Genomic DNA, 24855 nt, shown 5'->3' with positions numbered 1-24855 from the left:
TCGACCTCGATCTCGGCGAAGAAATGCAAGATCAACCCACGGCGGCTTTTTAAGTTTAGCTCTGGTCGCGAAAAAGGACTCAGATAGGAGAGTCGCCGACACTGGTATCTTAAACATGAAAGCGCGTCTGCCCGATTTCGACGAGCGGGACCGACCGCTGCGAACCGGCAAGCATGGCATCGGCGAGCCCCCGGAGCGCAGGCTCTCAGACGAGCAGCGCCGGCGCGCTATCCGCCAGATTGTCGACGAGTTCAGCGGGCGTCAGGCGGATGTTCATCGGTACCGCGATCGCGCCCGCCCAGACGACGGCATGAATCGCCTCGAAATAGCGATCGGAGGTCGCCATCAGCAGCGCGATCCGGTCGCCGGGACGCACGCCCTGATCGCTGAATACGGCGGCGAGACGCCTTGCCCGGTCGAGCAGTGTTCCCCAGCTGGTCCGGCGCGCGCCGAACACGAACGCCGGATGATCTGCGCGCGTCTGCGCGTTGCGACGAAGCAGGGCGGCAAGGCCCATGATCGATCTCCCTCTAGCTGCCGAGCGGCGCGCGGCGCCGGTTCAGAAAATCCTCGACGCGCTTCCGCGCCGCCAGCGTCGCGGCGAGGCCGGCGATCGAGCGGCGCTCCGCCTCCAGCTGGTCGGCCAGCGGCGCCGTGGCGGCGGCCGCGACCAGCGCCTTGATTGCAGCGCGGCTGTCGGCGGCCTTGCGGCCGACTTCGCCAACCAATTGTCTCACGGCATCGTCGATAGCGTCGGGCGCCGCGAGGCGCGTCGCGATCCCGAGGTCGAACGCTTGCTGCGCGTCGATCGGACGGTCGAGCACCAGCAGGTCGAAGGCGCGCGCCGCGCCGAGCCGCCGCGTCAGGAAATGGCTTGCGCCGCCATCGGGCGAAAAGCCGAGGTCGGACCAGGCGGTGACGAAGCGCGCCGCGGTCGAGGCGATCATGATGTCGCACGCGAGCGCGAGCGCGAAACCGCCGCCTGCCGCCATCCCCTCGACCACCGCGACCGACGTTGCGCGGCCGGTCGCGAGGCGGAGAATCGCGCGATGAAAATGCTCGGTGATGCCCAGGATATGCGCTTCGATCCGCTCGCGCTCGGCATGGAATTCATTGATGTCACCGCCGACGCAAAAGGTACCGCGCGCGCGCAGGACAATGATGTCGATCGCCGGATCGTCGCAAAGCGCCGTCAGCCGGTCGAGTTCGGCGGCGCCGCGCAGATCGAGCGCATTGTGGCGCGCCGGATTGTCCAGCCATATCGTCGCGACGCTGCCGGCGCGTTCGAGGCGGAGCATCGGCCGGTCTCCCCCGGCCATCACAGTCTCGGCACGCCGTGGCGCGGCGCGTCGATCGGCGCACCGAGCGCGGCGGAGATTGCGATGCCGAGCGCATTGCGCGTATCGAGCGGATCAATGATCCCGTCGTCCCACAGCTCCGAGGTCGCGTAATAGGCACTCTGTTCGCGCTCGTAATTTTCGAGGATCGGTGCGCGGATTGCTTCGATTTCCTTGGCGTCCGGGGTGCGGCCGTCGCGCGCGATCTGCTTTAGTTTTAGGTCGGTAAGCACATTGGCCGCCTGCTCGGCACCCATCACCGACATCTGGCTCTGCGGCCAGGAAAAGCTGAATCGCGAATCAAAGGCGCGGCCCGCCATGCCATAGACGCCCGCTCCAAAGGCACCGTTGCAGTTGATCGTGAATTTCGGAACGCTGGCGTTCGAAACTGCCATGATCAGCTTGGCCCCATCCTTGGTTATGCCGCGCCGCTCATATTCGCGGCCGACCATGAATCCTGTGATGTTCTGGAGGAAGACCAGCGGCGTCCGATTCTGGTCGCACAGATGGATGAAATGCGCGCCCTTCAGCGAGCTGTCGTTGAACAGCACGCCGTTGTTCGCGATGATGCCGACCTGATAGCCCCAGATGCGCGCAAAACCGCAAACGAGCGTATTGCCATAGGCTGGCTGATATTCGTGGAAGCGGCTGCCGTCGACGATCCGCGCGATGATTTCGCGAATATCGAAGCGGGTGCGCGTGTCTCTGGGGAGGATGCCGTAGATTTCTTCGGGGTCAAGATGCGGGGGTTCGGGATCGATGTGATCCACGGCGGCCTTCGGCGCACGCTGCCAGCGCGCGACGATGTCGCGCGCGATCGCGATCGCATGAGGCTCGCTGTTCGCCGGATAGTCGGCGGTCCCCGACACGCCGGTGTGCATGTCGCATCCGCCGAGCTCGTCGGCGGTTACTTCCTCGCCGGTCGCCGCCTTAACCAGCGGCGGGCCGCCGAGGAAGATCGCCCCCGTGCCGCGAACGATGACGTTATAATCCGACAACGCCGGGACATAGGCGCCTCCCGCGGTGCAATGACCCAGGACGACGGCTACCTGGGGGATGCCCATTTTCGACAGGATCGACTGGTTGCGGAAGATGCGGCCAGCATGATGCCGATCGGCGAAAAGCTGCGCCTGAAGCGGCAGGAAGGCACCCGCGCTGTCGCACAGGTGAATGACGGGCAGGCGGTTCTCGATCGCGATGTCGAGCGTGCGGACGATTTTCTTGACCGACAGCGGGTACCACGCCCCACCTTTCACCGAACCATCGTCGGCATGAATGATCACCTCGCGCCCCGCGACGATGCCGATTCCCGAAACCTGCCCCGCCGCCGGAACGTCGCCGCCATAGGCCTGGTTCGCCGCCAGCGTCGAAAGTTCAAGAAAGGGCGTTCCGGGATCGAGCAGCGCTTCGAGCCGGTCGCGCACGAACAGCTTCCCCTGCGCCGCAATCCGGCCCAGGTCGCGCGCCGGGCGGTCGTAGCGCGCCGCCCGCTGGCGTTCGCGAAGCTCCCGGGCCAGCCCGCGGTGATAGGCGGCGTTGGCGCGATGGTCGGGCGCGCCGCTGTCGATCCGGCTTGCAATCCGTTGCACCGATCAATCCTCCCGCACAGCGAGCGTCACCAACGGTGCGTCGCGATCAAAGCTGCGACCAACGTCATAGTGGACGCGCTCGACCACGCCGTCGCGCACCGCGCGGATGACGGTTTCGAGCTTCATGCTCTCGATCACCATCAGCGCATCACCCTCGCCGACCGCGTCGCCCGCCGCGACGTACAGTGCAACGACGACGCCAGGCATCGGCGCACAGGCCACGTCGTCGGCATCGCCGCGCGCTTCGGCGGCGAAACGGTCGAGCGGGTGTTCGTAGCGGATGCGATAGGCGCGACCGTCGAGATGGATGTGCACCTCGTCACCGTCGATAGCGATCGTAGCGCCAGGCTCGGAGCCGAGCGGATGTTCCGCCCCGCCCAGCAGCAAATGCTCGGTGCCCGCACAGCGCGTAAGCCAGACGTGATGCGCCTCGCCTTCAAGAAAAAGCCGGTGCGCCATCTCAATTCCGCCATCCGCCCATGGCGGCGTGCATCGCCGGCACCGCTTCGGCCGCGTCACGAATGGGTTTTAGCGCGCGGGCTGCGACGCCGAGCAAGCGAATCCGCTTTTCGGCATCGACAGGTGGTTCGGACACCAAGTCCGGCTTTTCGCCGATCAGGCCGGTGTGCAACCGTCCGGTAGCGACATCGGGATCGCCGAGCAGCCTGTCGAGGAAAGCAATGTTTGTGTCACAACCAAGGAGCGTAAAATCGCCGAGCGCCGAACGAGCCTTGGTGATGGCCTCGGCGCGATCTTGGCCATGGACGATAAGCTTGGCCAGCATCGGATCGAATGCCGTCGTGACGCGGCTGCCGAGCGCGACGCCGCTGTCGGTTCGCGCTCCGGCCGGCGGCCGATAGGCGAGGATCGTGCCCGTCGTCGGAGAAAAATCGCGCGATGGATCCTCGGCATAGATCCGCAGCTCGATGGCATGGCCGCGCTGCGCAACCTCGTCTTGGGCAAAGGCCAGCGGGAGACCGGCGGCGATACGCAACTGCTCGGCGACCAGATCGAGACCGGTGACCGCTTCTGTCACCGGATGTTCAACCTGCAGACGCGTGTTCATCTCAAGGAAGTAAAAGCGGCCGTCGCCATAGATGAATTCGACCGTACCCGCGTTCTGATAGCCCGCCGCGCGCGCGATTCCCACCGCTACCTCGCAAATCTCCGCGCGTTGGGCCGGCGAAAGGCTGGGCGACGGACTTTCCTCGACGATCTTCTGGAAGCGCCGCTGAAGCGAGCATTCGCGCTCGAAAAGATGCACCACATTGCCATGCGCATCGCCGAGGATCTGCACTTCGATATGGTGCGGGCGCTCGACATAACGTTCGACATAGAGTCGGCCATCGCCGAAATAGCGCTCACCCTCGCTCCGCGCGCGCGCCAACTCCTCGTCGAGCACCGCCAGATCGCGCACGATCCGCATCCCCTTGCCGCCGCCGCCGGCAGCGGGCTTGATCAGGAGTGGCACATCGACGGCGCGGGCGCGCTCGGCAAAACTTGCGGGCTCGTCGTCCTCGATCGCCGACGGCGCAACCGGAAAACCGCGTTGAGCAACGAAGCGCCGCGCGCGCACCTTGTCGCCCATCAGCTCAATTGCGTCGGGAGTCGGGCCCACGAAGACCATATCTGCTTCGGCGACCGCCCGCGCAAAACCTGCATTCTCGGACAGAAAGCCATAGCCGGGATGGATCGCGCCGATCCCCGCCGCCCTCGCCTTCTCGACAATCTGCGCGCCGTCCAGATAGGCAGCGACGGGCGTTTCGCCTTCGATCTCGATCGCGATGTCGGCGGCGCGCACCGCCGGTGTTTCGCGATCGACCGCGTGATAGACGGCCGCGCCCTTCAGGCCGAGGTCGCGAACGGTGCGCAGGATGCGCAGCGCAATCTCTCCACGATTGGCAACGAGCACCGGGCCGAGCGCGGCGATACTCACGCGCGTGCCATCGCCTGAAGCCCGCCGAGAAGCAGGCCCGAAATCTGCGTCGAAATATGATCAACGTCGAGCGGATGGCCCGCCGCGATGTGCCGCCAGGCGAGATGCTCGATCCCGCCATACAACATGTCACGAACGATCCGGCCGTCGATGGCGGGAGAAACCTTCTCTTCGGCGACACCCTCTGCGAGAATGCGCATAAGGATCGCAGTGTAGCGGCGATTAAGCTCGTGCGCCTGCGATCCCACATATTCGTCGAAGTTCCGAACCTCGGCAATGAACAAGCGGCAGAGATCGACGTCGCCGACAAAAACCTCGACGTGACGGTGAACCAGTGCCGACAGCCGCGCCTCGAATCCATCGGAAGTGGCGACTTGCCCCTCCAGGTCGACGATCACCCGCTCGTAGAACTCGGTCAGGACTGCGAGGAGCAGGTCGCGCTTTGAACCGAAGTAGCGGTAAAGGAGGCCATCCGACACACCCGCCATGCGTGCGATATCGCTTATCGAAGCGGCTTCGAAGCCCTTCTCGATGAACACCAGCCTCGCGGCGTCGACAAGGGAGTCGCGCCTTTCGACGCGCTGCACCGCACTGATCTTCGGCATCACCCTACCTCATTCCGAATCCGTCGTGGACCCGATAATGAATTGCATTCATTTAAAGTCAAGATGAATTAGGTTCATTTTAAAATCGGCGGCCTGGGATGCCCGGGATGGTATGCGTCCGACGGAGCTGGATGCCACGTTGACGCACCCAATGCGCGCCAACCCCGGTCTCGGCGGCGTAGTGCCGCGGAGCGACGCGTCATGGTTGCCAATGGGTGGGGAGAGCGCTCGCGCACTGGTCGAGCGGCCGCGCTCGCGCGACCAAAGCGTCGCGATCACGATTAAAAGTATCGGCGACAGATCGAACGCGGCAGGCCCTGCATCGGACAGGTGGGCGAACTGTTGTGATGGGGGGAGCCGGTGCTCAGCGCACCGGGCATTGAATGACGGTATCGGCTTCGGCGGCGCTGCCCAAGGCGACGCGCGCAAGGCTGAATCCCAGCGATCCGGCTGTTTCCAGCCGGAATGGCGCCGTAATGCGCGTCATGTCGGCACCGGCCGCGGCAAAGCATTTCAGCGGCACGGCCATCACCTGCCACTGGCCCGGCGCCAGCGTTGAAAATTCGGCAACCGGTATGGGGCGCCCGCACTCGGCATTGTCACAGCCCATCGACATCGAAACCGGAGCAGAAGGCCGCGCGTCGAGCCGCAGGGTGGCGAGAAGGACGACGTCGCCGTTGGTTTCGCGCGATAAATCGAGCGCACCGAGCGTGCCGATTTCGACCGTCGCTCCCTCCGAACCCGCAGCGATGGCAAATTGCCGCGCGCCTTCCTGCACGCCATAATCGGCAGCAGTTATCTGCGCGCGCCCGCCCAAGCCGACAGCAGGAACCGTCGTGACGCGCAGATTGTCGCCGCGATCGATCTGCGACACGGTCAGCGACCAGGATGCGGCTGGTACCCCTTTGTCAAAATAGACCCCGGGACCATTGCCCTCATCGGCGACACGGCTGTCCTCGGGCAGGTCGGTCCAGCGCTGCGGACCATCGGCATAGGTCAGGCCATATCCAAAGGGGAAAAGCGTCGCACCGCCGTGCTGCGCGGTGGCCGGCCAGGCGGTTGGCAGCCGCCCGCGAAAATCGTGCGCTGGCTTGTTGTCGGCTCCGGCGAAAAGCAGATCGGCGACGCCGGCGCCCTCCGATCCGGGCAGCCAAGCGGTGACGAAGGCGTCGGACTGGTTCAGTGCCTCGTTCACATAAAGCGGCCGGCCAGTAATCATGACCGCAACGACCGGTATGCCCGCCGCCTTCAGCTTGCGCATTGTCGCAAAGGGACGCCGCAGTTCGGGGCGAAGCTGGAGCGACGGGATATCGCCCTGAAATTCGGCATAGGGGGTTTCGCCGAAAATGACGATCGCAGCATCAGGACGTTTTTTATAGTCTCCGTCAGGTGCGAGCTCGGCACTGCCGCCCGCTTGGGCGACGCCTTGCTCGATACCGCGCCAAAGCGATGTCGCCCCAGGGAACTGGGCGTTGGTCAGTCCGGTGCCCTGCCAGCTCAGCGTCCAGCCGCCCGACTGGCGCGCGATGTCGTCGGCGCCATCGCCAGCAACGAGGATATGGGCGGTGGGGCGGAGCGGCAGAACGCCCGTGTTTTTGAGCATGACGAGCGACTTGCGCACCGCCTCGCGCGCGACAGCCCGATGCTCGGGCGCACCGAGAAGTTCGTATCGCCCCGAAAGCGCGCGCGACGACGGTTTGCCGGCTTCGAACAGTCCAAGTCGCTGCTTGACGCGCAGAACCCTAGCAACAGCATCGTCGAGCCGCGACATCGGGATGGTGCCGTCCTTCACCTGTGCCAGCGTGCTGGCGTAGAGCGCGCGCCAGCTGTCGGGCGCCATCAGCATGTCGATTCCGGCATTGACCGCCGTCGGGCAACTCGCGTTCGAGCAGCCCGCAACCTGACCATGGGCGTTCCAGTCGGTGACGACGAGACCCCCGAAATTCATCCGGCCTTTCAATATGTCGGTAACCAGCCCCTTGTGGCCGGAGATTTTCACGCCCTTCCAACTTGAGAAGCTGGTCATGACCGTCGCCACCCCATTTTCCATCGCGGGGATATAGGGCGCGCCGTGAATCAACCGCAGTTCTAGTTCCGATATGTCGGCATCGCCCTGGTCGCGCCCATCCAGCGTGGCGCCGTCGGCAAGGAAATGTTTGGTGCTGGCGGCGACAAAGGGGCCCGCAAGAATCGGTTTGGTCGAGGGCGGACCCTGCAGCCCGCGCACCATCGCGCCAACATAGGAGGCGACAAGCGCCGGATCGGACGAATAGCCCTCATAGGCGCGACCCCAGCGATAATCCTGGGGCACGGTGACGGTCGGGGCGAAGGTCCATTCCTGGCCCGTGACGCGAATCTCGGCCGCGGTCGCGCGGCCGATGCGCTCGATAAGGTCGGGGTCGCGCGCGGCGCCGAGACCGACATTATGAGGGAACAGCGTCGCTCCGACGATATTGCTGTGACCATGGACGGCATCGGTGCCCCACATGACCGGGATCGCCGGCCGACCGCGCGGCACTTGCATCGACGCGGCGTAGAAAGCGTCGGCCAGGGCCAGCCATTCGCTGGCGGGCGCAAGATCATTCGCGCCCGGTCCCGAATTGCCGCCATTGAGCACCGATCCCAGATGATAATTTCGCACGTCGTCGGGGGTCACGCTGCCGATGTCGGCCTGGATAATCTGTCCGACCTTTTGTTCGACCGACATTTTGGCAAGCAGCGATTGAACATGCGCTTCGCCGTCGGACGTCACGACGCGCGGGTAAGCAATTTCGGGCCATTGCGCGGGATGAGTCACCGCGACCGAATCGCCCGGCGATTGCACGTCGGCACCGGCCGACAATGGCAGCGTAAGGGCGCAAAACACTGCTGTTCCGATAGCGTATTTGATTGTTTTAAATGGCATAAATGTCCCGTCCCAAAGGTTCTTATATCTGCTCAGCGGCATCTGACAACCTTGACAGAAGTTTCCCCTCAAGCGCCGCCGAACCGTAAGATGAGAAACATCGTTTGACAACGTTGACAGAAATATGCAACGAAAAGTCGTGCGGGGTTTCGGTCGACGATTCCGCAGGACGCGATTCGCCGATTGGCATGCCCGTGCATGAGAAAAGAAATCTGTGGCCCGCACATCAAGATGCGGCTTGGGAGGGTTTGGAAATGATCAGCGTCACTTTGCGCGGCCGTACGGCATTGCTTGCCGCAGCGTCGATTTTTGCTTTGGGGACCGCTGGCGCGCCGGCATTTGCACAATCCGGGTCGGAAGAGACGGCAAGCGACGAGATCGTCGTGACCGGCTTTCGCGCATCCCTGCAAAATGCCCTGAACGCCAAGCGCGAATCAAACCTCATTATCGAATCGGTGACGGCCGAAGATATCGGGAAATTCCCCGATCAGAATGTCGCGGAATCGCTCCAACGCCTTCCCGGGATCCAGATCGATCGCGAAAATGGTCAGGGGTCAAAGGTCCGCATCCGCGGCCTCGACCAGAATGTCACCCTGTTGAACGGCGAATTATTCGTCAGCGGCCTGGAGGTTTATAAGGTCGGCGAGGGCAACTATAACCGTAACGACAGCCTTGAAGGCGTTCCTTCCGAGCTGATCGGCGGGATCGAAGTCTTTAAATCGCCCAATGCCTCGCTACTCGAAGGCGGTCTCGGCGGCATCGTCAATCTGAAGACCCGCAGCGGCCTTGATCTTCAGGACGGCCTCACCATCGGCGGCAACTTCAAGATGAGCAAGGGAAGCGAGATTGGCGGGTGGAAACCGGCCGGTGCCGCGGTGCTCGGCTATAATTTCAACGATCGCCTCGGCATCATCGCATCGTTCAGCTATGAACAGACCAACAATCACGTCAATGTCTTGGGCGGCGACAATCGCGGCAACTGGGCCTTTGCCGCAGGGCGGCGCGACACCGCAACCGTTCCGACCAATTACTATGCTCCCGAATATCGCTACATCACCGACCGCGATCAATATCGGCGGCGCTGGGGGGCTTCGCTCGGGATCAATTTTCAGGCAACCGATCAACTGGAGGTCAGCGCCCAATATTTTCACTCCGATCTAAAGATCGACACGCGCGAAGCATCGGTGAAATTTCCGTTCGGACAGGGTGAATCGCAAGGCTTGGTCGGCAATTACAATATCAATGAAAACGGCGTCCTGATTGAAGGAACGGTCCGCGCGCAGTCGGCCGAAGCCATCTCCTTTGTCGATGTTTCGAAAATAAAATCCGACAATGTTCAATTCGGTCTCGATTGGGACAATGACGTTAATTTCCGGGCATCGGTCATGGCCGATTATTCTTCGTCGAAACTGGGCCGCGAAGTCGCCAACAACGATGTCCGCTACACCGCCTATGGGGTCCGAGGACCGGGCACGACAGGTCCGCAGCCGGGGTTCACGGCCAATCCGGCAGCGCCCCCGACCTTCGACTTCACTTACAAGAACGGCGAGTTCCCGAGCTTTGGGATCGCGCCCGGGAGCCCGCAGGACCTGTTCACCAACCCCGCCTATGGATTCTTCAAATCGCATTGGGCGTTCGGCGATCGTTCGGACACAAAGGGTCATTCGATCCGCGCCGACTTTGGTTATGATGTCGACAATGGTGACACGAATACAATCACGCTGAGCGCGGGCTTTCGTTATGGCCAGCGGACCGTCGATTTCAGCTCGGGGCGCTATCTTGCGGACTATAGCGGCAAAGGTGAACTGGATGCCACCGCCATCCCGGCCAGCGAGCGCGTTCCAGGCTTTTCTTATAATTGGACGCCTTATGGCTATTTCCAGGACGGCGCGATTGGATATAAAATTTGCGATCTGCCAGAAGCGAACAAGCCCGCGGCGTTCGCTGGGTGCAGCCGCTTCGGCAATTCGCCAGCGTTGATTACGCCCTATCAAACCTTCACCACCAACCCTGAGCGGGTCGAAACGATCACCAATTTTGCGGGCGGCGGCCGTATAGCGGGCGACGCCATATTGGTCGCAGACCGATCAAAGATGACCAATGCCCTGGATTGGATCCAGTCGCTCTATCCCGACACGCCATTCACCTTCTTTGCCGATCCCTTGCAAACCTATCGGGTCAAGGAAGAAACCAAATCGGGCTATATCATGGCTGACCTGGGCGGACTGGACGATCCTTACCACGTCAATGTCGGGCTTCGCATCGTCAACACCAGCCTGACCGTCGATCAGAACCAGCCCGCCAACGCCGATCCCAGCTATTGGGGTACCGACAGCTGGAACGGCGTGCTGCGCGATTTTACCACCAATACCGTCGCGCGGACCTATACGGACTTTCTTCCGAGCCTGAATGCTGTGTTCGATATCAGCGAAGGCAACAAGATCCGCTTCTCGGCGGCGCGGGTCGTTGCGCGGCAACCGCTGGTTTCGCTCGGCCAGGGCTTTTCCACCCAGTTCACGCGCGATCCGGCCGACGATCTGTTCAAATTTACCAATGGCAGCCGCGGCAATGCCGAGCTCGACCCGTTTCGCGCCTACCAATTCGACCTTGGGTTCGAACATTATTTCGGCCGCCAGGGTCTGGTGTCGGCGGGGCTGTTCTGGAAGGAAATCGACAGCTTCATTGTCAATGAAACGGTCGTCGTCTTTGTCAACGACCAGGCTGGTGGCCGGCTCGGGCCAGTCACGCAGCCGGCGAACGGATCGGGCGGCCGCGTAAAGGGTTTCGAGCTTGCGGGCCAATATGCCTTTGACTTCGGGCTCGGCTTTACCGCCAATTATACGTTCTCCGACACGAGCACCGATTTCGCCACCGACTTCAGCAAAAATCTGCCCTTGCCGGGCGTGTCGAAACATTCGGCCAATGGACAGGTTTATTTCGAACATTCCGGATTTGCGGCGCGCGCGTCGTACAGCTGGCGTTCGAAACAATATGTCGGGAACTTTGGCTTTGCCGACGGACCGGTAACGCGCACGCTCGGCATCTATCAAAAATCCTTCGGCCAGCTCGATGGACAGATCAGCTACAAGCTCACCGACAATTTCGAAGTATTTGCCGAAGCGATCAACATCACCAAAGCCGATACGAGCGTCTATTTGCAATTCCCCGAGTTGCCCTTCCGCTTCGAATCCGGTTCACGGCGGATCTATGGCGGGGTGAAATTCAACTTCTGACGTCAGTTCTCCCCCTCGCGTAGCGGTCCTTTTCGCGAAGGGCCGCTACGTTTTTCTGCTCCCTGAAAAGCATGAAGGAGGTCCGCCGATGGCAGAGGGGGAAGGCCGCAAACCATCGCACGGCGCCGCGCCGTCGCGCGCGCCGTTGCGATCGATCTGTATTATTGGCGGTGGGACTGCCGGGTGGTCTGCGGCAGCGTTGCTGGCCAGCATATTGCGCGGCAGCGGCTGTGCGATCACGCTGGTCGAATCGTCGAGCATTCCGACTGTCGGCGTTGGCGAGGCGACAATTCCGCCAATTTTTGAATTTCTGCGTAACATTGGCGCCGACGAGGTCGACTTCATCCGCCGCTGTCAGGCGACCTTCAAACTGGGCATCCGGTTTCGCGACTGGTTGGAGCCCGGCCATGAATATTGGCATCCGTTCGGCAATTTGGGGATGACGATCAACCAACGTCCTTTCCATCATTATTATTGGAAAAATCTTGCGGAGGGCCATGATGAAAGGCTGGCCGATCTATGCCCGTCGGCCGCGCTGGCCGAAGACCATAAGTTCGCCTTTCCGTCGCCCAATGGCAAATGGCCTGGCGCGGGGGTCGCTTATGCGCTCCATTTCGACGCCGGCCTTGTCGCGGCCTTTTTACGCGACCATGCCGAAGCGGCAGGCGTCGCTCGTCTCGACCGTAAAATCACCCGTGCGCAACGCGGCGCGAATGACCGCATCGACGCGATATATTTCGATGATGGCGATAGCCTATCGGCCGATTTCTATATCGATTGCTCGGGCTTTCGTGCCCTGTTGATCGAAGAAACCCTGGGGTCGGGCTATATCGATTGGCGCCATTGGCTGCCCTGCGACCGCGCAGTTGCCGCACCCACCGCGGTGCAGCCGGGACGCGCCCCCTATACGGTATCGACGGCCAAATCCGCGGGCTGGCAATGGCGTATCCCGCTGCAGAGCCGCGTCGGGAACGGGCTGGTCTATTGCAGCGATTTCATCGACGATCAGGCCGCTGCGGACGAATTTTTGGCAGGACTCGACAGACCCGCGGACGACGCGCCGCGCTTTCTGCGTTTCACGGCGGGTCACCGAAAGCGCGCATGGATCGGCAATTGTCTGGCGATCGGGCTATCGGCGGGCTTTCTCGAGCCGCTTGAATCAACTAGTATTCATCTGATCCACACCGGCCTCAACCGTCTGCTCGACTATTTTCCCGACATCTCGTTCGATCCGACCCTGATCGATGCCTATAATCGCGAAGTCGAGATAGAATATGCGCATATCCGCGATTTCCTGCTGCTCCATTATTATCCCAACCGGCGCCATGGCGAACCCTTTTGGGACCATGTTCGCACGCTTGCCCTTCCCGAAAGCCTGCGCGAAAAAATGGCGTTGTTTGAGGCGACAGGACGCATCACGTCAAAGCGCCGGGAATTATTTGCCGACATCAGCTGGTTCTATGTCGCCTGCGGCATGGGCCTGCGCCCCGCCGCCATCGATCCGCTCGTCGATGTCGCACCGTTCGACGATGTGCGCGGCGTTATCGGTCAAATGCGACAGGCCCTGCAACAATTTCGGACCGCCGCGCCCTCGCACGACGCCATTCTGGACCGCCTGCTCGATCCCAGCGAAAACCGCCGCCCCAACTTCGGGGTCGGCGCAGGATGGGCCGGACGCTAGAGGGAAGCTTGCCCGAGCGAGGGGGTGCGTTCCACGGGGCGGTATAACAGGCCGACCGCAAGCGCACACACGGCGGATCCGACGAGTGCGGGCATGACCGAGCGGTTGGCACTGAACGCCAGGCTAAGGGTGATGATCTGCGGCGCGAGCGCCTGACCCAATTTGCGCGCCGTCGTCGCCAGCGCGTAAATCCGCACTGCGCACCCCCCATCGCGCGCTGCCTCGACGTCCTGGATCACCGCAGGGACGAGCGACCAGAACATGACCGACATTCCGCAACTGGCGACAATCGCAACGACAAACAAAATCGCGACGGGGACAAGCCCGGGATAGAGCAGCCACGCCATGACAAGGGCCAAGGCGTTCATCGCCAGCGCAACCCACAAGGTCGGCACCCTTCCCCATTTCTTCTCGATCCAGACCCACGCGGGAATGCTGACGAGCAAGGCGAGCGAGGGGGCAATGGCGGCGCGATAACCCAGCTCGGCATGGCCGAGTTCGGCGAACAGGAAAAGCAGGGTTTTACTGAGCATCGTCACGCTGAGCCCCGCAGTCACGATAACGACCATCAGGCGGCGCAGCGCCGCCGATTGCGACAACAGCATCCCATAGGCACGGATCTGGCCAAAGGGACGGATATCGGCAATGTCGCGCGACGGCACAATCCGCTCTCTCACGCCAAGGAAAGTGAGGAGCAAAAAGGGCTGGGCTGCGAAACCGAGGATCATCGCGCCCGTCCAGAATCGCTGCGGCCCCTCGCCCGCAGGCACGTTGGCGTAAACAATCGCTGCCAATATTCCGCCGAGCGCGGCGCCCTGCATCCGCAGCCCCGTCAACCGGACATGTTCCTCGGCATCGTCGGTCAAACGCGCCGTTAGCGCCGCATAGGGAATATTCCCCAGGCTATAGCAGAGCCGCAGCAGCAAATGGGTCGCGACGACGTAGGCCGTCAGCCAGTTTCCGATTAGCGCCGGCTGGGCAAAGGCGAGCGCGAGGGCGATGCCCGCGGCCGGACCGCCAAACAGCACCCAGGCGCGCAAGGGCGCTCGCGTCGACGCCCGATCGGCCACCGCGCCTATGACCGGGTCGGCGAGCCAGTCGAGCGCCGCCCCGACCAGAAAGACGCCCGACGCGATCTCAAGCGGCAACGCCAGCACCTCGATGTAGAAATAGAGAAGATAAAGCTCGATCGACGCCCATATCAGGTTGAACCCCGTGTCGCCGGCGGCATAGCTGAACCTCTCCCCGCGCGCGACCACAGCTGTCGTGCCTAGGCCGGCGGCGGTGCGGCGCTGAGCCGTTCGACCAGCTTATGCGAATGAATGACCATCGGGCCGGGCTCTTCGCCCGCCAGATCGCGCAGCAGCATGTCGGCCGCGGTTTTCGCCATTTCGACGATCGGCTGCTGGATGGTCGTGAGGCGCGGCCACACCACGCGGGCGATTTCGGAATCGTCAAACCCAACGACGGTCAGATCGGCGGGTACGTCGAACCCGAGTTCGCGCGCCGCCGACATCGCCCCCACCGCCATATCATCATTCTGCGCCAAAATTGCGGTAGGCCGCAGCTTGCGCGACAGCAGCCGCTTCGTCGCTTCATATCCCGATTCAAAGCTGAAATCGCCCGTCTCGACCAATTCGGGCTGGCGAGGCAGGTCATGGCGGCCGAACGCCTGGTGATAGCCGATCAAGCGCTGGCCGCTGGCCGCATGGACGGGGTCGCCCATGATGATCGCGATGGTCCGGTGGCCGAGGCCGATGACCAGTTCAGCAATTTCGCGCGCGGCCGCGATATCGTCCATCCCCGTCGCCAGCCCGCCATCCAGCAATGATTGGGGTGCGATGCGGGCGAAGGGAATATGGGCATCGGTAAGCCCCGCGATAATATCGGGATGGTCGGACGCGGGCGGCGCGAGGATGACGCCGTCCAGGGCGGCGGAGCGGACCAGGCCTACGACTTCGCTCGGGCGGTCCATCACCGATTCCACGGGCAGCACGATCAGGCGGTAACGTTCGCCGTGCAGCCGTTCGAGCGCGCCGCGTTGCAGCTCGACGACATAGCTGGGGCTCGGCTTTTCATAGATCAGGCCAATCAGGTAGGATTGACGACGCACCAGCCCCTGCGCGAGGACATTGGGATGATAATTGAGCTCCTTGGCTGCCTTGAGCACCTTTTTGCGCAGCGCGGGCGTAATATGCGGCTCGTTGTTAAAGACGCGCGACACGCTTTTGGGCGACACTGACGCCAGCTTGGCGACGTCGATGATCGTTGCACGCTTTTCTCGCCGAGCCATGACAGTCTCGGTGCCGACATTGTCCTTCGTTGTCAATGCGCCGACAACCCCGAGCGAGTTAAACCCTTCCTATCAGGCGATATGCGTGAATCACGAGCTTCTGCGCGCCGCGGGCTTTCCGGACAGCGGGCCGTTCCCTCAAGCGATCTGGTCGGTGTCGCGCGGTTCTTTCGCCCGCGCATTGTCAACGGGTCGGAATGCCATTCATCAGCGTGTGAAGCTCGCCGGCTTCCCACATTTCCATCATAATGTCGGACCCGCCGACGAATTCGCCTTTCACATAGAGCTGGGGGATCGTCGGCCAGTCCGAAAATTCCTTGATGCCCTGGCGGATTTCCATGTCCTGCAGCACATCGACCGTTTCATATTCGACCCCCAGCCGGTCGAGCATCGCGATCGCGCGCGACGAAAAACCACACTGCGGGAACAGCGGCGTGCCCTTCATGAACAGCAGCACGGGGTGGTCGGCGACCATCTTGGAAATGCGGTCGTGGGTAGCGGGGTCGCTCATCGTCAGTCTCCGGGGGCGCGGGGCGCCGAAAAAATTGCGTGTCTCGCCCCTATGAAGGAACGCCGGTCGTCAATTGCAAGGCGTGAAGTTCGCCCCCCATGCGTCCGCCAAGCGCGGCGTATACCGCCTTATGCTGCGCGACGCGGGTCATTCCGCGAAAGGATTCGCTGACGACATGCGCGGCATAATGATCATTGTCGCCGGCGAGATCGGTGATCGTCACCGCGGCGCCCGGAAACGCCGCCTCGATCATCGCCTTCAAATCGCCCTCGCGCATTCCCATCGCGCCGGCCTCAATTCTCGCTGTCGATGAACTGGCGGCGTGCTTCGGCCGCCTTGTCGTTCAGCATGGCGCGGATTTCGGCATCGCTGATCTCGACGTTTGCGGCCGTCAGGTCACCCGCAAGCTTGCGGATGACATCCTCGTCGCCCGCTTCTTCGAAATCGGCCTGCACGACGGCCTTGGCATAGGCGTCAGTCTCTTCGGGCGTCAGCCCCATGCGTTCGGCCGCCCATTCACCGAGCAGACGGTTGCGGCGCGCGGTGATGCGGAACTGCACCTCCTGGTCGCGTGCGAATTTCGTTTCGAATGCCCGTTCACGATCGTCGAATGCGCTCATCATATCCTCGCCGGTTAAGCCTCGTCTTGCAGATAGGTGGCCCGCCCGCCCGGCGCAAGCAGGCTGTGCGGCAGATCACTTCCCTTTCGCTTACGAAGGGGTTAGGGTCCTTGGCAGGGAATGGGTCGCACCACAGCAATGATATTCGCGCCGCGCCGGCATTGCTCGGGACGGTGTCTTGAGCCTGTGTTTTGGGGGATTGTGATGGCCGTTCGAGTTTCGCGCTGGGTGCCCGCTCTGGCGGCGCTCTTCCTGACGGCACCGGGAAGCGCGCTTGCGCAGAGCGACGACCCGACGCTGCGCGACCGTTTTTCGATCGGGTCCGAGGGCGGCTCATTATGCGAAGTGCAGGCGACGGTACGCGACGCGGTGGTCCAGGGCATGTTTGACCGCGCCTGGACGGTTGTATGCCGCGACGCAAGCCAGCCCGTCGGCACTATTCGCGTTCTGCGCACGGACGCCGACGATGCGCGCGTGCGCATCGACCGCGCGCGCGCCGATCGGCTGACCTGCGCCCCTGACGGGCGCTGCACGGTTCGCGGCAGCGATGTCGCGTGGATGACGCGGATCGATGCCGACGGCGCGAACGTCTACGCCGCCGAAGGGTTCGAGGCCTATGCCGACGCGCTCGACATCGCGCTTGAATCGGTGCGCCAGCGCCGCGTCGTGCCCGGCGTAATCCGCGTCGCGACGACGTCGGTAGGCGGCAACGACGGCTTTGCCCGCACGCTGGCGGGCGCGATCGACATCGACAAGGCACTGGCCGAAGGATACCGCCGCAACCACAGCGGCGATTATGCCGAGGCCGCCGAATTTTTCGACGCGCTGTCGCGCCGCGCGCTCGAGGAACAGGCGGCCGCAGGCATCGATGCCAGTGAATTCACGCTCAACCGCGCGCTGCAACGATCGAACCTCGGCGAGTTTGCCGAAGCCGAGCGGCTGTTTACGGAAGTCGAGGCGGTCCCAACGAGCGATCCCGTCCAACTGCGCCTTCGCCGCAATTTCCGCACGATCCACGCGCTCAACCAGCGCGATTTCGATGCCGCCGCGACGCGGCTGCAAACGCCTATCCCGCCGCTTGCGACCGGCGTGACGGTCACCGAAGGCGCGGTGACACTGGCGCCCGCGATCGTTGCCGGGGTCAACAGCGGCGACAACGCCCGGCTGGTCCAGGCAGGCGACCGCGAACGGCTGTCGCCGATCGAGCGCGCGCAGATCATCGACGCGCAGGCGATCCATCTGCTCGGCACCGTCGAGCGGCTCCGCGGCAATGCCGCTGCAGCCAAAACCGCGCAGAGCAGGGGGCTGAGCGACGCACTTGCAGTGCGCGAAGGCCGCGTCACCTCGATCATCCGCCTACGCTCGCAGATGCTCGGCGAACTGGCGCTGGCGGAGGAAGCGCTGGGCGATACGGGCGCCGCCGATGCACGCTTCCTTGAATCGGTCAATCTGCTCGCGGTCGAATATCCCGAAACCAACGCGCTTGCCTCGGCGCGCGCGCGCTATGCCGCCTTCCTGACCCGGCAGGGACAGGACGACAAGGCGATGGGCATTTATCGCGAAGTCGTGACCGCGCTCGCCGACACGCAACGCTCGACCGCGGGCATGGCCAACATGATGGCGCCCTATTACCGGCTGCTCGCCACGCGCGCCGCCAGCGATCCCGCCGCGGTTCAGGATTTCTTCGTCGCCAGCCAGCTTCAGATCCGCCCCGGCGTTGCCGATACGCAGGCCGTGCTCGCGCGTGAATTGTCGAGCGGCAGCGACGATGGCGCACGCCTGTTCCGGCAGGCGACAACGCTGAACCGAGACATCGAACGCGCGCGGATCGAGGACGCGCGGCTTGCTCAGCTGCCGCAATCGGCGGAAATCGTCGCGCTGCGCGCCGACATCGACACCCAGCTCGACAATCTGGCGTTCCAGCAGGCTGAAACCATCGCCAGCCTGTCGGCCTTTCCGCAATATCGCGTCGTCGCGCCGGGCAAGCTCGATCTCGCCGAACTGCAGGCGGTGCTGCGCGCCGACGAAGCCTATCTGAAGATGCTCGTCGTCGGCGATGGCGTTTATGCGATGCTCGTTGAGCCGGGCAATGCGCAGCTGTGGAAATCGGACATCAGCGCCGCCGCGCTCGAAAGCGTGGTCGACACGATCCGCTCGACGATCTCGGTTGTCGAGAACGGCCGCCGCGTTACCTATCCGTTCGACGCCGCGGCGGCGTATCGCCTTTATGGCCAGCTGTTCGGCCCCGTTGCCACGCGGTTGCCCGCCGTGCCGCACCTGATCTTCGAGCCCGACGGCGCGATGCTGCGGCTGCCGGTAAACCTGCTCATCACCGCCGATACGGGCATCGCCGCTTATGAACAGCGCGTGCTCGACCCCGACGCCGATCCGTTCGATATGCGCCAGATCGCCTGGCTTGGCCGCGCGAGCCGCCCCAGCACCGCCGTTTCGGCGCTCGCCTTCCGCAATGCGCGGCAAGCGGCGCCCTCGAAAGCGGCGAACCAATATTTCGGCCTCGGCGAAAACGCGCCGCTCGGCACGCGTGGTTCGGTGGGTGGGGGCACGGCGGGCGGCATGGACAGCGACTGCCTGTGGGACGCCTCGCAATGGGCGCGGCCGATCTCCGCCGACGAACTAGTCACCGCGCGCAACGCAATGGGCGGCGCATCGGGCGCCTTGCTTACCGGCGGCGCCTTCACCGATACTGCGGTCAAGACCCGCGCCGACCTCGCCGATTATCGCATCATTCATTTTGCGACGCACGGCCTTGTCACCGCGCCGCGCCCCGCCTGCCCCGCGCGCCCGGCGCTCGTGACTTCATTCGGCGGGCAGGATTCGGACGGCCTGCTGACCTTTCAGGAAATTTTCGACCTCAAGATCGATGCCGACCTCGTCATCCTGTCGGCGTGCGACACCGCGGGCGCCGCGAGCGTCGCCGCGACACGGGAGGCCGGGCTTTCGGGCGGCGGCAACGCGCTCGACGGGCTGGTGCGAAGCTTCATCGGCGCCGGCGGCCGTTCGGTGATCGCGAGCCACTGGCCAGCCCCCGACGATTTCAACGCGACGACGCGGCTGATCGGCGGACTGTTCGCTGCCGATACCGGCGCCAGCGTCGCCGATGCGCTGTGGAACACCCAGCTCAAGCTGATGGACGATCAACAGACGTCGCACCCCTATTATTGGGCGGGGTTCGCGATCATCGGCGACGGCGCGCAGCCGCTGCTTCGCGGGACGCAGACGGCGCAGCAGGGACAGGCGGCCGGCCGCGCCGCGCGCTGATCCGATGAATGGGCCCGAAACCCAGCTTCGCGCCGCGGATCCGGCGGCGCCTGGCGATGCGGACGGACGCCCGGCGGCGGTGCCGCTGCGCAAGCGCGTTCGCCGCCTCGTAATGCAGCTGGGCCCGTCGCGCATGGCGGCGACGATCCTGTTCCTGATCGTCGCCGTCCTGATCGCGCGCTTTAGCTGGCAGATGCCGCTGATCGACGCCGCCGAGCGCGCGCTTTACGATGCTCGCGCGACGCTGATGGCGCCCAAGGTGCGGCAGGACCAGCGCGTCTTGCTGATCACCTACAACGACGAAACGCTGTTCAACACCGGCATCCGTTCGCCGCTCGACCGTTCGCTGCTCACCGCCGCGCTCGCCAATATCGATCAGATGGGAGCCAAGGCGATCGGCATCGATATCGCCTTCGATTCGCCGCGCCCCGACGACGCCGCGCTGAAAGCGCAATTGCGCGCGATGCAGACGCCGACATGGCTCGCCTATGCCGAACAGGCGAGCAATCCGAACACTATCTTTTACGAACAGCAGAAGTTCCTCGAAGCCTTCATCGCCGAGGTCGCGACGGCAAAGACGCGGCCAACCAGCGTGCTGTTCCGTACCGACGACGACAGCGTCATCCGCAAATGGCCCGACCGGCCGCCGAACCTGCCGCCGCTGATGTCGAATGCGCTGGCTCCTGTCGATCCGGCGCACGCCAATTACCAGGGTGCGATCCGCTTCCTGGTCCCCGCGCGCGCCGGCGACGGACAAGTCGAGCCGGTGTTCGCCAACATCCCGATCGACACCTTCGCGCTGCCGATGGACGCCGATATGCGCGCCGGATTTTCGCAGCTGGTGAAGGATCGCTATGTCCTGATCGGCGGCGACATCATCGACAATGACCAGTTCAACACACCGCTCAGCCGCTTTCCCGACGCGATCACCGGCCAGCATGAAACGATGATCGGGCTCGAAGTCCACGCCCATATGCTCGCGCAGCAGCTCGACGGGGTCTGGGCGCGGCCGCTGGCGGCGCCGGCCCTGTGGGCACTCGCGATCTGCGTGGTGCTGGCAGGCGGCCTTACCAGCCTGATCGACCTCCGCGCGCGTTGGGTCGCATTCGCCTTCCTCGGCCAGATGGCGTTTTTCATCGCCTTTCCCTTCTGGCTTCAGGGACGCGGGATCGACACGACGACGCTCCCGACCTTCGGCTGGGCGGTCGGCTGGCTCTTCGGTTATGCCGCGGTTGGCACCGCCGCGCGCACCATCGGGTCGCGCCAGCGCGCCTTCGCGCAGTCCGCGCTCGGCAAATATCTGCCCGCCGACGTCGCGGCGCAGATCATGCGCGACCCCGACCAGCTTTCGCTCCACGGCGAACGGCGCAACATCTTCTGCGTTTTCACCGACCTCGAAGGCTTTACCAAATTGAGCCACGCGGTGACGCCGGAAACGGTCGCGCGGCTACTTAACGAATATCTCGACCGCCTGTCGGACATCGTCCTCGAACATGGCGGCACGATCGACAAATTCGTCGGCGATGCGGTCGTCGCCTTCTGGGGTGCGCCGATCAGCCGCCCCGACGATGGCGAACGGGCCGCTGCGGCAGCGCTCGCCATGTATCAGGCGGGCGAAACATTCCGCATCGACCTGGCGGCCGAGGACATCCCGCCGATCGGCATGACCCGCGTCGGGCTGCACGTCGGCGATGCGATCGTCGGCAATTTCGGCGGCGAAGGCCGCATCCAATATACCGCGCTCGGCGACAGCATGAACACCGCGTCGCGGCTCGAGGCCGCGAACAAGAGCCTGAAGACCGGTGTGCTCATCTCGGCCGAGGCGGCGGGGCGGTCGGGCCGCGACGATCTGGTGCCGATGGGCCGCGTGACGCTGCGCGGGCGCGCGCAGCCCGTCGACGTCTTCACCCCGCGCCCCGACCTTGCGGCGGACCAGCGCGATCGCATCGCCGCGCTTGTCGCGGCGCACGCTGCGGGCGATAAAAATGCCGGTGTGACGCTGGCCACAGAATTGGCGCACGAATTTGGGCAAGACGCTGCCATCCTGTTCCTGATCGAACGCCTGAACCAGACGAAAAGAGGAGAAAGCTATGTCCTTTCCTGACTTGCCGGTGCGGCGCATCGGCCTCACGGCCACCGCTGCAATCGCCGCCGTCGCCATGGTCGGTACCGCCGCCGCGCAATCGATGGTCGTCCGCTCGACCGGCCCGTCGGCCGCCAAATATCCGACCGGTGCCAAGCTCAAGGCGTCCGACCGCGTGACGCTCGTCGCGGGCGACCGCGTCGTGCTGATGCAATCGGGCAAGACGCGCACCCTGTCAGGGCCCGGAACCTTCAGCGCGACGGGCAATGTGCAGGCCAGCCAGTCGCTCGGCAGCAATGTCTCGCGGATGCTCGCCAAGGGACCGACGGTCCGCTCGCGCGGTGGGTTTTCGCGCGGCGATCCGGTGGAAGCTCCGCCCGCCGAAACGCGCGCGCCGAACCTGTGGCTGCTCGATTATCGTCAGGGCGGCACCTTTTGCGTTGCCGATCCCGCGACGCTGCTGCTCTGGCGCCCCAATATGGAAGGCGACACCGCGCTCGAGATCGAAAGCGACGGCAAGAAGGCGACGGTCGCCATCGTCGCGGGGGCCAATTTCCGTAAATGGCCGACTGATGCGCTTCCCGTGCAATATGGCGTCGATTATCGCATATCCGGCGGAGGGGTGCCGCAGCCAGTGACGGTGCGTTTCGCTGCCATGGAGGCGGTGCCCGACACCGCCGAGGCATCGGTCGATATGCTGATGGCAAAGGGCTGCGCGCCGCAGCTCGATCGCCTCGTCGACACGATGGCGGAGGCCGAGGGCGGTCAGGGTTGATGGACAGGGCGGCCATTGTCGCCACCCTATCTATCTGATATTCAGCCCGGGAATGTCCGTCGGTCACGTGGCGGAGCCTTCCTTGGGTCGCAAATCGCACAGCCGGGCAACGGCGGTGCAGTCGAATTGGCGCACCGCGATCATGGCGGTGCGCCTGAACGCAAGGGGTGGTGATGGCCGTGCTGGGGGACGTGGGACAATATGGGAAGACCGCTCGGCGGAGTACGGCGATCGGCCGCGCGCTGATCCGCTCGGCGGGATTGATTGCGGCCGCCCTACCCGCCACGGTTTTTGCGCAGGCGACGCCGCAGATCCCGACGCGTGAAGAAATCCAGCGCCCGCCGCTTGCCCCCGCGGTGCAGCCCGGCGAACGGATCGTCGCGGTCGACGAGGCAGTCGAACGCGCACCCTGCCCGCTCGCCGCGCCCGAATTCGCCAATATCCGCTTCACCCTTCGCGCGGTCGAATTTTCTAGCGTCGAGGGCATCGACCCTGCGATGCTTGCGTCCAGCTGGTCGGACCGCGTGGGGCAGGAATTGCCGATCGCCGCGGTGTGCGACATCCGCGACCGTGCCGCGACGATGCTGCGCGGCCGCGGCTATCTGGCGGCGGTGCGGGTTCCTGCGCAGACGATTGACGACGGCGTCGTGCGGCTCGACATTCTCGCCGCGCGGATGACGCGCGTCGAGGTGCGCGGCGATGCTGGAGCGAATGAAGCACTGCTCCAGCGCTACCTGTCGCGGCTCGACGACGCGCCGGTGTTCAACATCGCCGATGCCGAACGCTACCTGCTGCTTGAACGCGACATTCCGGGGATGGATGCCCGTCTCACGCTGCGGCCCGGCGACGCCCCCGGCGAAGTCATCGGCGAAGTCACCGTGACGCGCATCCCCTTTACCTTCGACTTCAACGCCCAGAATTTCGGATCGCGCGACGTCGGCCGCTGGGGCGCCAATGCGCGCGCACGGTTCGCCGGGCTGACCGGCATGGGCGACCTCACGACGGTGAGCTTTTATTCCACCCCCGATTTCGACGAGCAAAAGGTCGTGCAGGTCGGGCACGAATTTCGCGTCGGCGGCGAAGGGCTGCGGCTCGGCGCCAGCTATACCTATGCCTGGACGCGCCCCGACCTTGCGGGGCTGGCGATCAAGTCGGATACCCAGATCGTCAGCCTGTTCGCCTCCTATCCGCTCGTGCTGACGCAGGCGCGGCGGGTGACGCTCGGCGGCGGGCTCGATTTCATTGACCAGGACATCAGCTTGTCGAGCATTCCGCTCAACGAGGACCGGCTTCGCGTCTTCAATCTGCGCGCTGATGCGAGCTTGGTCGATCCCGCGTCGATCGCCGGGCGCGGCGGCTATAGCGCCAGCGAACCGCGCTGGTCGCTCACCTCCTCGCTCGAAGCGCGCAAGGGCATATCGGCGCTCGGCGCAAGCGACGATTGCGGCCCCGGCGGCACAGCCTGCTTCCTGCCGGGCGCGGTCCCGCTGACGCGCATCGAGGGGCAGCCCGACGCCTTTCTCGTCCGCGCGCAGGCACTCGCCGAATGGCGCCCTGCCAAGAAATTCACCCTGTCGGCGGCGCCGCGCGCGCAATGGGCTGCCGACCCGTTGCTTGCCTATGAAGAATTTTCCGGCGGCAATTTCACTGTCGGGCGCGGGTTCGCTCCCGGCACGGTGATCGGCGACAGCGGCGTCGCGGTGGCCCTGGAGGCCCGCTACGCCTCGTTCGTTCCCGCCAATACCAAGGCCTTTGCAATCCAGCCCTTCGTCTTTTTCGACGCGGCGTGGGTGTGGAACAAGGACGCGGCGTTCGACGGGCTCGATCCGCAGAAACTTTACTCGGCGGGCGGCGGTATGCGCGTCGCTTATGGCGACGTGGCGCGGCTCGACGTGACGCTTGCAGTGCCGCTCAATCGCGGCGGCTTCCTGACTGAGCGGCCCGACCCGCGGCTGCTCGTATCGCTCACCACCCAGTTCGGTATCGGGGCACGCTGACCCATGACCTT

Annotated in this window: 18 protein-coding genes; 6 read left to right on the top strand and 12 right to left on the bottom strand. The window is 64.1% G+C overall.

Features of this window, described 5'->3' with window-relative positions; genetic code table 11:
- Positions 1-205: 205 nt before the first annotated feature.
- The 7 genes from VSX77_RS10780 to VSX77_RS10750 form a co-directional block, all read right to left on the bottom strand.
- Positions 206-517 carry an AMP-binding protein gene (locus VSX77_RS10780; RefSeq protein ID WP_338424607.1) on the bottom strand — a complete coding sequence of 104 codons (312 nt, stop codon included), beginning with the start codon at positions 515-517 and terminating at the stop codon, positions 206-208.
- Between the two features lie 13 nt (positions 518-530).
- On the bottom strand, positions 531-1298 hold the full coding sequence (locus tag VSX77_RS10775; protein ID WP_338424606.1) for an enoyl-CoA hydratase/isomerase family protein: 768 nt from the start codon (positions 1296-1298) through the stop codon (positions 531-533).
- A gap of 20 nt (positions 1299-1318) precedes the next feature.
- Positions 1319-2926 carry an acyl-CoA carboxylase subunit beta gene (locus VSX77_RS10770; protein WP_338424605.1) on the bottom strand — a complete coding sequence of 536 codons (1608 nt, stop codon included), beginning with the start codon at positions 2924-2926 and terminating at the stop codon, positions 1319-1321.
- A gap of 3 nt (positions 2927-2929) precedes the next feature.
- The gene (locus tag VSX77_RS10765; RefSeq protein ID WP_338424604.1) at positions 2930-3385 is read right to left on the bottom strand and encodes an acetyl-CoA carboxylase biotin carboxyl carrier protein subunit; all 456 of its coding nucleotides are present in this window, start codon (positions 3383-3385) and stop codon (positions 2930-2932) included.
- Between the two features lies 1 nt (position 3386).
- The gene (locus tag VSX77_RS10760; RefSeq protein WP_338424603.1) at positions 3387-4862 is read right to left on the bottom strand and encodes an acetyl-CoA carboxylase biotin carboxylase subunit; all 1476 of its coding nucleotides are present in this window, start codon (positions 4860-4862) and stop codon (positions 3387-3389) included.
- Positions 4859-5467 carry a TetR/AcrR family transcriptional regulator gene (locus VSX77_RS10755; RefSeq protein WP_338424602.1) on the bottom strand — a complete coding sequence of 203 codons (609 nt, stop codon included), beginning with the start codon at positions 5465-5467 and terminating at the stop codon, positions 4859-4861. Before VSX77_RS10755 ends, VSX77_RS10760 begins: the two co-directional genes overlap by 4 nt.
- Before the next feature lie 364 nt (positions 5468-5831).
- Positions 5832-8333 carry a glycoside hydrolase family 3 protein gene (locus tag VSX77_RS10750; RefSeq protein WP_338424601.1) on the bottom strand — a complete coding sequence of 834 codons (2502 nt, stop codon included), beginning with the start codon at positions 8331-8333 and terminating at the stop codon, positions 5832-5834.
- Positions 8334-8626: 293 nt separating this feature from the next.
- On the opposite strand from VSX77_RS10750, the gene VSX77_RS10745 reads away from it, so the two are divergent.
- Together VSX77_RS10745 and VSX77_RS10740 are read left to right on the top strand one after the other, a co-directional pair.
- Positions 8627-11605: a TonB-dependent receptor gene (locus tag VSX77_RS10745; RefSeq protein WP_338424600.1), complete on the top strand. Its 2979-nt coding sequence runs from the start codon at positions 8627-8629 to the stop codon at positions 11603-11605.
- A gap of 88 nt (positions 11606-11693) precedes the next feature.
- Positions 11694-13286, top strand: a complete 1593-nt coding sequence (locus tag VSX77_RS10740) for a tryptophan halogenase family protein (RefSeq protein ID WP_338424599.1) — start codon at positions 11694-11696, stop codon at positions 13284-13286.
- On the opposite strand, the gene VSX77_RS10735 is transcribed toward VSX77_RS10740, so the two are convergent.
- The 5 genes from VSX77_RS10735 to VSX77_RS10715 form a co-directional block, all read right to left on the bottom strand.
- Positions 13283-14545 carry an MFS transporter gene (locus VSX77_RS10735; RefSeq protein ID WP_338424598.1) on the bottom strand — a complete coding sequence of 421 codons (1263 nt, stop codon included), beginning with the start codon at positions 14543-14545 and terminating at the stop codon, positions 13283-13285. The genes VSX77_RS10740 and VSX77_RS10735 overlap by 4 nt on opposite strands.
- 11 nt (positions 14546-14556) lie before the next feature.
- Complete coding sequence (locus VSX77_RS10730; protein WP_338424597.1) at positions 14557-15579, bottom strand: LacI family DNA-binding transcriptional regulator; 1023 nt, start codon at positions 15577-15579, stop codon at positions 14557-14559.
- Between the two features lie 184 nt (positions 15580-15763).
- Complete coding sequence (gene grxD, locus VSX77_RS10725) at positions 15764-16090, bottom strand: Grx4 family monothiol glutaredoxin (protein WP_338424596.1); 327 nt, start codon at positions 16088-16090, stop codon at positions 15764-15766.
- A 49-nt stretch (positions 16091-16139) separates the two neighbouring features.
- Entirely contained in the window at positions 16140-16373 is a 234-nt protein-coding gene (locus VSX77_RS10720; protein ID WP_338424595.1) for a BolA family transcriptional regulator, read from the bottom strand.
- Between the two features lie 10 nt (positions 16374-16383).
- Positions 16384-16710, bottom strand: coding sequence for a DUF1476 domain-containing protein (locus tag VSX77_RS10715; protein WP_338427257.1), 327 nt, complete (start codon positions 16708-16710; stop codon positions 16384-16386).
- Positions 16711-16914: 204 nt separating this feature from the next.
- On the opposite strand from VSX77_RS10715, the gene VSX77_RS10710 reads away from it, so the two are divergent.
- The 4 genes from VSX77_RS10710 (at position 16915) to VSX77_RS10695 (ending at position 24844) form a co-directional block, all read left to right on the top strand.
- On the top strand, positions 16915-19989 hold the full coding sequence (locus VSX77_RS10710; RefSeq protein WP_338424594.1) for a CHAT domain-containing protein: 3075 nt from the start codon (positions 16915-16917) through the stop codon (positions 19987-19989).
- Between the two features lie 4 nt (positions 19990-19993).
- Positions 19994-22093, top strand: a complete 2100-nt coding sequence (locus tag VSX77_RS10705) for an adenylate/guanylate cyclase domain-containing protein (protein ID WP_338424593.1) — start codon at positions 19994-19996, stop codon at positions 22091-22093.
- On the top strand, positions 22080-22847 hold the full coding sequence (locus tag VSX77_RS10700) for a hypothetical protein (protein ID WP_338424592.1): 768 nt from the start codon (positions 22080-22082) through the stop codon (positions 22845-22847). Before VSX77_RS10705 ends, VSX77_RS10700 begins: the two co-directional genes overlap by 14 nt.
- Before the next feature lie 173 nt (positions 22848-23020).
- On the top strand, positions 23021-24844 hold the full coding sequence (locus VSX77_RS10695) for a ShlB/FhaC/HecB family hemolysin secretion/activation protein (protein ID WP_338424591.1): 1824 nt from the start codon (positions 23021-23023) through the stop codon (positions 24842-24844).
- Positions 24845-24855: the final 11 nt, after the last annotated feature.

Origin of the sequence: Sphingopyxis sp. TUF1 (assembly GCF_036687315.1) — a bacterium.
GTDB lineage: Bacteria > Pseudomonadota > Alphaproteobacteria > Sphingomonadales > Sphingomonadaceae > Sphingopyxis > Sphingopyxis kveilinensis.
This window is presented reverse-complemented; position numbering and strand designations above follow the sequence as displayed.

What these genes read in the sequence shown, in the direction of transcription:
- VSX77_RS10780 (WP_338424607.1), bottom strand. Translation starts at nt 517, where the DNA reads ATGGGCCTTGCCGCCCTGCTTCGTCGCAACGCGCAGACGCGCGCAGAT.
- VSX77_RS10775 (WP_338424606.1), bottom strand. Translation starts at nt 1,298, where the DNA reads ATGCTCCGCCTCGAACGCGCCGGCAGCGTCGCGACGATATGGCTGGAC.
- VSX77_RS10765 (WP_338424604.1), bottom strand. Translation starts at nt 3,385, where the DNA reads ATGGCGCACCGGCTTTTTCTTGAAGGCGAGGCGCATCACGTCTGGCTT.
- VSX77_RS10755 (WP_338424602.1), bottom strand. Translation starts at nt 5,467, where the DNA reads ATGCCGAAGATCAGTGCGGTGCAGCGCGTCGAAAGGCGCGACTCCCTT.
- VSX77_RS10745 (WP_338424600.1), top strand. Translation starts at nt 8,627, where the DNA reads ATGATCAGCGTCACTTTGCGCGGCCGTACGGCATTGCTTGCCGCAGCG.
- VSX77_RS10740 (WP_338424599.1), top strand. Translation starts at nt 11,694, where the DNA reads ATGGCAGAGGGGGAAGGCCGCAAACCATCGCACGGCGCCGCGCCGTCG.
- VSX77_RS10730 (WP_338424597.1), bottom strand. Translation starts at nt 15,579, where the DNA reads ATGGCTCGGCGAGAAAAGCGTGCAACGATCATCGACGTCGCCAAGCTG.
- grxD (WP_338424596.1), bottom strand. Translation starts at nt 16,090, where the DNA reads ATGAGCGACCCCGCTACCCACGACCGCATTTCCAAGATGGTCGCCGAC.
- VSX77_RS10720 (WP_338424595.1), bottom strand. Translation starts at nt 16,373, where the DNA reads ATGGGAATGCGCGAGGGCGATTTGAAGGCGATGATCGAGGCGGCGTTT.
- VSX77_RS10715 (WP_338427257.1), bottom strand. Translation starts at nt 16,710, where the DNA reads ATGAGCGCATTCGACGATCGTGAACGGGCATTCGAAACGAAATTCGCA.
- VSX77_RS10710 (WP_338424594.1), top strand. Translation starts at nt 16,915, where the DNA reads ATGGCCGTTCGAGTTTCGCGCTGGGTGCCCGCTCTGGCGGCGCTCTTC.
- VSX77_RS10705 (WP_338424593.1), top strand. Translation starts at nt 19,994, where the DNA reads ATGAATGGGCCCGAAACCCAGCTTCGCGCCGCGGATCCGGCGGCGCCT.
- VSX77_RS10700 (WP_338424592.1), top strand. Translation starts at nt 22,080, where the DNA reads ATGTCCTTTCCTGACTTGCCGGTGCGGCGCATCGGCCTCACGGCCACC.
- VSX77_RS10695 (WP_338424591.1), top strand. Translation starts at nt 23,021, where the DNA reads ATGGCCGTGCTGGGGGACGTGGGACAATATGGGAAGACCGCTCGGCGG.